Origin of the sequence: Huintestinicola sp., from assembly GCF_051882455.1 — a bacterium.
Classification (GTDB): Bacteria; Bacillota; Clostridia; order Oscillospirales; family Ruminococcaceae; genus Huintestinicola.
The window spans coordinates 1-6,505 of sequence record NZ_JBJERV010000077.1 but is presented as its reverse complement, the minus strand read 5'-3'; the positions used below and the strand labels follow the sequence as shown (position 1 = coordinate 6,505).

General features: G+C 49.7%; 8 protein-coding genes and 1 pseudogene. 8 read left to right on the top strand and 1 reads right to left on the bottom strand.

What is annotated here, in order from left to right; genetic code table 11:
• From ACI4J0_RS09860 to ACI4J0_RS09850, 3 genes are all read left to right on the top strand, one after another.
• The coding region (locus tag ACI4J0_RS09860; RefSeq protein ID WP_439765638.1) for a TIM-barrel domain-containing protein at positions 1 to 816 on the top strand (816 nt) is incomplete at its 5' end.
• 72 nt (positions 817 to 888) lie between these two features.
• Positions 889 to 1,701 carry an AraC family transcriptional regulator gene (locus ACI4J0_RS09855; RefSeq protein ID WP_439765637.1) on the top strand — a complete coding sequence of 271 codons (813 nt, stop codon included), beginning with the start codon at positions 889 to 891 and terminating at the stop codon, positions 1,699 to 1,701.
• 261 nt (positions 1,702 to 1,962) lie between these two features.
• Complete coding sequence (locus tag ACI4J0_RS09850) at positions 1,963 to 2,616, top strand: hypothetical protein (RefSeq protein WP_439765636.1); 654 nt, start codon at positions 1,963 to 1,965, stop codon at positions 2,614 to 2,616.
• A 2-nt stretch (positions 2,617 to 2,618) separates the two neighbouring features.
• Here ACI4J0_RS09850 and ACI4J0_RS09845 read toward each other — a convergent pair whose 3' ends face one another.
• Positions 2,619 to 3,044, bottom strand: coding sequence for a hypothetical protein (locus tag ACI4J0_RS09845; RefSeq protein WP_439765635.1), 426 nt, complete (start codon positions 3,042 to 3,044; stop codon positions 2,619 to 2,621).
• 255 nt (positions 3,045 to 3,299) lie between these two features.
• Here ACI4J0_RS09845 and ACI4J0_RS09840 point away from each other — a divergent pair, with 255 nt between their 5' ends.
• The 5 genes and pseudogenes from ACI4J0_RS09840 to ACI4J0_RS09820 form a co-directional block, all read left to right on the top strand.
• Positions 3,300 to 3,977 carry a dTMP kinase gene (locus ACI4J0_RS09840; RefSeq protein ID WP_439765634.1) on the top strand — a complete coding sequence of 226 codons (678 nt, stop codon included), beginning with the start codon at positions 3,300 to 3,302 and terminating at the stop codon, positions 3,975 to 3,977.
• Positions 3,977 to 4,861 (top strand): DUF2156 domain-containing protein, encoded by an 885-nt coding sequence (locus ACI4J0_RS09835; protein WP_439765633.1) that lies wholly within the window; start codon positions 3,977 to 3,979, stop codon positions 4,859 to 4,861. The genes ACI4J0_RS09840 and ACI4J0_RS09835 overlap by 1 nt, the downstream gene beginning before the upstream one ends.
• Before the next feature lie 28 nt (positions 4,862 to 4,889).
• A complete protein-coding gene (locus ACI4J0_RS09830) occupies positions 4,890 to 5,432 on the top strand; it encodes a DJ-1 family glyoxalase III (RefSeq protein ID WP_439765632.1) in 543 nt (180 codons plus the stop codon).
• Positions 5,420 to 6,061, top strand: coding sequence for a 5-formyltetrahydrofolate cyclo-ligase (locus tag ACI4J0_RS09825; RefSeq protein WP_439765631.1), 642 nt, complete (start codon positions 5,420 to 5,422; stop codon positions 6,059 to 6,061). The genes ACI4J0_RS09830 and ACI4J0_RS09825 overlap by 13 nt, the downstream gene beginning before the upstream one ends.
• Positions 6,051 to 6,505, top strand: a pseudogene (locus ACI4J0_RS09820) (hypothetical protein); the annotation flags it as partial. The gene ACI4J0_RS09825 and the pseudogene ACI4J0_RS09820, both read left to right, overlap by 11 nt.

Sequence of the window (6,505 nt, the reverse complement as noted above, 5' to 3'; positions counted from 1 at the left end):
GAGACTATCAGAGGCGGACTTTCCCTCTGTATGTCGGGCTTCGGCTTCTTCAGCCACGATATGTCGGGCTTTGAGGCTACCGCTCCTGCTGACATCTACAAGAGATGGGCTGCATTCGGACTCTTCTCCACTCATTCCCGTCTCCACGGAAACTCCTCTTACCGTGTGCCCTGGCTCTTTGATAAGGACGGCTCCACCGAGTGCGTTGACGTTCTCCGCTTCTTCACAAAGCTCAAGGGCAAGCTGATGCCTTACATCTGGGCACAGGCTGTCAAGACCCACATCACAGGTGTTCCCATGATGAGAGCTATGGTCATTGACTTCGCAAACGAGCCTGCCTGCCTTACTCTTGACAAGCAGTATATGTTCGGCGAGAATATCCTCGTTGCTCCTATCCTGAACGATCAGGGTACTGTGGAATTTTACGTTCCCGAAGGAACATGGACCGACATCATCAGCGGTCAGGTATACGAGGGCGGCAAGTTCTATACTCAGAAGTACGATTACTTCGGTCTGCCCTGCCTTGCTAAGCCCAACTGCATCATCGGCTACGGCAAGTTCGAGAGAGATTTCGAGTATGATTATCTTGAGGGCACAGAGTTCGTTATCTATGCTCCAGAGGAGGGCGTTCAGACCTCTGCAAAGGTTTACGACACAGACGCTAATGAGGTATTCGAGATATCCGCAGTCCGTCACGGCGACAGCGTTGAGGTATCCTACACAAATACCGACAAGAGCTTCTCTGTTAAGGTAGCAGGCGGCGAGGCTGTAACAGTTAATCCTACAGCAAGCGGCAAGGTAATTATCAAGCTGTAATTGACCGCATATAAATTTAACGGCTTCGGCGCAGTCTGCCGGAGCCGTTTTCACAAGGTTGGGGTGAGATAGATGAATTTTGCGGAGTATCCTTACAATACCGAGGAGGTAAGGCTTCCCTACGTGGTCTGCGGTATCGGCACCTGCGACAGTCAGGAGCATATGATACGAGAGCAGGGAATGTGCGTCCACCAGCTTATGTTCACCGTTTCGGGCAGCGGGATAATTCGCTGTCGGGGCAAGGAATACTCCCTTCCCTTGGGAACGGCTGCCGTTCTTCCCAGAGACATTCCTCACGAATATTTCTCGGCAGATGACAGCGACTGGGGGCTCAGCTGGGTCATATTTTCGGGGGAGGGGATAGACTCTGTGCTCGATTATTACGGCTTTGACGGCTCTGCACCCGTAAAGCTTTCATCGCTGATCTTGCTGGAGGATATTTTCCATCGCTGCTCGGGAATTATCAGGACAAAGGATAAGCTTTGCATACACCGCGCCTCCTCTCTGCTCTGCGAGATGATAAACGAGCTGTATTTCTCCGCTTCGGGCGACCGGGGGGAAAACGATGACAACAGGGATATCCTCACTCCCGCAATGGAGCATATCGACAAGAATTATTCCTCGGATATCACCCTTGAGGAGCTGGCGGAGCTTTCGGGAGTGGGACGGGAATATTTCTGCACCCTCTTTAAACGCAAAACAGGTATGCGCCCCTTTGAATACATTGCCGCCATTCGCATAAGAGAGGCAAAAAAGCTTCTTGCCTACACCGAGCTGCCCGTTGCGGAAATTGGCAGGCGGGTGGGCTATGAGGACAAGAGTTATTTCGGTCACGTTTTCAAGCGGTATGCGGGTATGCCGCCCACGGCTTTCAGAGGCGGGTGACGACCCGCGGCGAGGTCGCGCTGTGAATTTGTGTGGGACGGTTATTTTGTCTCCGCGCCGATAGGTTTTGTATTGGCTCGACATATCGGAATTTGGCGGGTGACGACCCGCGGCGGCGGGGGTCGCCCCGCGGCGAGGTCGCGCTGTCGGTTTGTGCGGGGCGGTTGCTTTGTTTCCGCGCCGATAGATAATATCAGCTTGACAAATCGTATAACGAGCGGCTGCAGGCTCAGCCTGCCTTACGAAGGGAAGGTCGTAAATATGGCTTCAAGAATAATGCACCTTGCAATGGGAATAGAGCTTTGCAGGGTATGTGAAATAAATGACAGAGACCGCTTTCTTGTGGGAATGCTGCTCCCCGACACCGTAATTACGGGGGACAAGAAAACCGCAGGCACCCATTATGACCGTATGACCGACGAGCTTCACAAGGTGATGGATTTTTCTCTCTTTTACTCGGAGTTTGAGGAGAAGATACACACAGATGAACTGTACCTCGGCTACTATCTTCATCTTATCGAGGACTGCATTTTCCGAAAATACATTTACTATGGTCTGGGACTGCTTGAAATGAGGGGCAGAGAGGGCTTTCTGCCGCGGCTTTATAAGGATTATCACAGCGTTAACGGATATATCGTGAAAAAATACAACATCTCCTCCCTGCCCATAGCTCCCGAAGGCTTGGACAGAGAGGAGATAAACAGGATATATCCCTTTGAGACAAGAGATTTTCTCATTGATATGGAAAAGGATATGCAAGATGAATATCTCGGGAACGAGAAATATTTCTCGGCGGAAAATGCCGATGAGGTAATAAGGCAGTGCATACATACCTGCTCCGCCGAGATACTTGCACTTAAAAGGGGAGAGCATTTTACCTCTCCCGATGAATACATCTGGGAGGCAAGGGGCTGATATCAGCCGTAAACCTTTGTAAAGTCGATGTCAAATCTTTTTCCCTCTGAAAAAAGTATGCCGTCGGTGAGCTTTATCCGAAGGATTATTGTGTTTTCATCGGAAAAATCCACGTGTCCGTTATCTATCCATTCTCCAAAGACCGCTCTCAGCTTTTCGGCTGTGGGGCGGTTTTCTTCTTTGCCGATAAAACCCATATTTTCGGGCGTTCCGTGGGCGGTGAACCATTCTCCCGATATGGCGGCGACGGGATTTTTTTCAAGCTGCTTCATCTTGTCCGAGAGGGCATAGGTGATCATGTAAAATGAGCCGCTTTCATAATATGCGTTGACCGACCTGACATAGGGGCGGTCATTTTCCGAGGTGGCAAGGGCTATGATGTTGTCATACCCGAAGCGTTCGTCCATTATTTTTTCCCATTCCTGCATTCCGGTGTACCTCCTGAAATATAATTGTATTTATATTATAGCTCATCTGCTGATGGTTGTCAATTATTTTGAAGCGCTTTCCCCATGAGAGCGGGGCGGCGTTTTATCGCAGGGCTGCGGCAGTTTTTTAATTTTCCGCAAAATTACACAAAAAAGCGCAAAACCTGTTGTACTGACGAAAAAAATGTGATATAATATAAATTGAGTATTACTGCGCTCTGCGGGGCGCAAAAAATAAGCAAAGGACTTTTGGCAATGAACAATTCAGAAAAGGGCAGGCTCATAGTCATTGACGGATTGGACGGCAGCGGAAAATCCACTCAGTTTGACATACTGAAAAATATCCTCTCCGATGATCACGATGTGACGGGCATCAGCTTTCCCGAATACGACAAGCCCTCTGCGACGCTTGTCAAAATGTATTTAAACGGCGAGTTTTCAAAAAATGCAGCCGATGTGAACGCTTATGCGGCGTCCACCTTTTACGCCGCCGACAGATATGCAAGCTTCAAGCTTTACTGGGAGGACGCATATAATAAGGGCGGTGTGATACTTGCAAGCAGATATGTCTGCTCCAACGCTATCCACCAGATGTCAAAGCTCCCCGAAAATGAATGGGACGATTTTCTCATATGGCTTGAGGATTACGAATATGATAAGCTGGGGCTTCCCCGTCCCGATAAAACCATAATTCTTGACATACCCGTGAGCCTTTCCCAGAAAAGGCTGTCAATGCGATATGGCGGCGATGAAAGCAGAAAGGATATCCACGAGGGCAATATCCCATATATGGAAATGTGCCGAAAGTGCGCTCTGTATGCCGCAAAGCACCGCGGCTGGAGCGTGGTGAGCGTATGCTCCGAGGACGGCAGGGAATATTCCCCCGAGGAGATAACGGGTATGCTTCTTTCTGAGATAAACGAGGTCATCTGATGTTAAGTTTTAAGGTCATTGAGCTTTCCGACAAGCCCTGGGTCGAAAGGCTCCTGCGAATTTCCGATTTCCGGGGCTGCGAATACTGCTTTGCCAACAATATGGCGTGGCGGAGAATGTACAACACGAAGATAACACGGTACAAGGATTTTTATATTTCCTGCTCCGAAACTGATGGCTTGTATTTCACCTTTCCTGCGGGGGGCGGCGATTACAAAGAGGTCTTTGAGGAGATGAAAAAATACTCCGAAAGCAGAGGATATCCCCTTGTGATAGGCTCTGTAACTCCCGATAAATTCGGGCTTTTCGAGGAGCTTTTCCCAAAGGACAGTTACGATATCGAGGCGGACGAGGACGGCTGGGACTATGTTTACAGCGTCTCCGACCTGGCAGAGCTTAAAGGAAAAAAATATCACGGCAAGCGCAATCATCTGAAAAAGCTCCTTGCTATGGACTATTCCTACGAGCCCCTTACCGAAAAGGATTTTGACGACTGCATCTCCTATGCGGTGCAGACCTACAACCGCGACAGCGCATACGATGATAAGTCAAAGGTTTGCGAGCAGTTTGCCATAAACACTTATTTTGAGAATTTTGACGCTCTGGGACTTACGGGAGGCGTTCTCAGGGTGGACGGAAAAATTGCCGCTTTCACCATCGGCGAGCGGATAAACAGCGACACCCTGGGCGTTCACATCGAAAAGGCGGAGGCTTCTCTTGACGGCGCATATCCTGCCATAAATCAGATGTTTGCCGCTTCGGCGGGAAAGGGCTTTTCCTACATCAACCGCGAGGAGGATCTGGGCATTGAGGGGCTTCGCAAGGCAAAGCGCTCCTATCACCCTGCCTTTATGATAGAAAAGCACACGGTGCGTTTTAAATAATGTTTTAACAGAAAGGAACTGAAATTTTATGATATACGTTTTTCTTGCACAGGGCTTTGAGGAAACGGAAGCCATCACTCCCATAGATATGCTCCGCCGCTGCGGCAAGGAGGTCATTACCGTGGGCGTTACGGGAAAGGTCGTTGCAGGCTCCCACAATATCCCCGTTTCCTGCGACATTACCATTGATGAGACAGTCACTGACGGGCTTGAGATGATAGTCCTTCCCGGAGGTATGCCCGGAACGAAAAATCTTGCCGCAAATGCACGTGTGGCTGAGCTTATACGTTTCTGCAGTGACAGGAATATCCTCATTGGAGCTATCTGCGCCGCCCCCTCGGTGCTTGGCGAAATGGGACTTCTCAAGGGCAGGAAGGCTGTTTGCTATCCCGGCTTTGAGAACGCTCTCAGAGGTGCAGAGGTGCTCACAGTTCCCGCCGTAAGAGACGGCAATATTATTACCGCAAGAGGCGCAGGCGCTGCTCTGGAATTTTCCTATGAGCTTATCAGCGCACTTATTGACAATGCTGCTGCGGAGAAGCTGGCAGGAAATATAGTATGGACAAAATAATCCCTATGCCGTCGGAAAATGTGACCGACATCAGAGAGTACAAAAAAGACCTGAGGACCCAGTGCAAGGCTGTGCGCAGCGGAATGTCTCCCGAGGAGAAGGAAAAGCGTGACAACGGTATCTTTGAGAGAATTATCGCCAGCTCCGCCTATAAGCAGTCCTCTATCATACTTACCTATGTTTCCACCGAGATAGAGGTGGACACTATGAAGCTTATACACAAGGCTCTTGAGGACAAAAAGCGCGTGGCTGTTCCCCGATGCATTGACGGAACGAGAGATATGGATTTTTATTTCATCAAAAGCGAGGACGACCTGGAAAAAGGCTCCTTCGGCGTGCTTGAGCCTGTTCCCTCGAAATGTGTGAAGGCGTATGCTTTCGAGACCGCATTATGCATTATCCCCGGGCTTGCTTTTGATATGCAGGGCTACAGGCTGGGCTACGGAAAGGGCTATTACGACCGCTTTCTTTCCGCCCACCCGAGACTTTTCAAAATGGGCATATGCTACTGCTCCTGCACCTGCAACGAGCTTATCCACGGCAGGTATGACATCGGCGCAGACTGCCTTGTTACGGAAAAATATCTGCGCAGGATAACAAAGGAAAGGAGGACACAAGATGGACGATAAGGAATTTGACTCAATGCTTGACGAACTTACAAACAGAAAAAACGGCACTGACGATACGGCAGATGAAAAGACCGCCGAAGAGGTGAACGCACAGGAAGATGTCTCCGAAGAAGCTTCTGCGCCCGAGGAAATCCCCGAAGAGGTTCCCGAAGAAAATGAAGCCCCTTCCGAAGAAGTGGTCATTTTTGAAGCGGAAGAAGCTGAGGAAGATGTGTCCGAGGACGAGGACGAAGAGGACGAGCCTGATGACGAGGAGCTCGAGGAGCAAAGAGAGCAGGAACGTCTGAGACTCAAGGAAAAGCGTCAGACCAGAAAGCGTAAGAAGAAAACTCACGGAAGGCTTGCTTTTGCACTTATAATGGTGACGCTGGTAATTTCCGTGGCGGTGCTGGGTGCGCTGTGCTTTATCACATTAGGCTCAGAGGTGCTGGGTCTTAACCGTTC

What these genes read in the sequence shown, in the direction of transcription:
- ACI4J0_RS09850 (WP_439765636.1), top strand. Translation starts at nt 1,963, where the DNA reads ATGGCTTCAAGAATAATGCACCTTGCAATGGGAATAGAGCTTTGCAGG.
- ACI4J0_RS09825 (WP_439765631.1), top strand. Translation starts at nt 5,420, where the DNA reads ATGGACAAAATAATCCCTATGCCGTCGGAAAATGTGACCGACATCAGA.
- ACI4J0_RS09845 (WP_439765635.1), bottom strand. Translation starts at nt 3,044, where the DNA reads ATGCAGGAATGGGAAAAAATAATGGACGAACGCTTCGGGTATGACAAC.
- ACI4J0_RS09855 (WP_439765637.1), top strand. Translation starts at nt 889, where the DNA reads ATGAATTTTGCGGAGTATCCTTACAATACCGAGGAGGTAAGGCTTCCC.
- ACI4J0_RS09830 (WP_439765632.1), top strand. Translation starts at nt 4,890, where the DNA reads ATGATATACGTTTTTCTTGCACAGGGCTTTGAGGAAACGGAAGCCATC.
- ACI4J0_RS09835 (WP_439765633.1), top strand. Translation starts at nt 3,977, where the DNA reads ATGTTAAGTTTTAAGGTCATTGAGCTTTCCGACAAGCCCTGGGTCGAA.
- ACI4J0_RS09840 (WP_439765634.1), top strand. Translation starts at nt 3,300, where the DNA reads ATGAACAATTCAGAAAAGGGCAGGCTCATAGTCATTGACGGATTGGAC.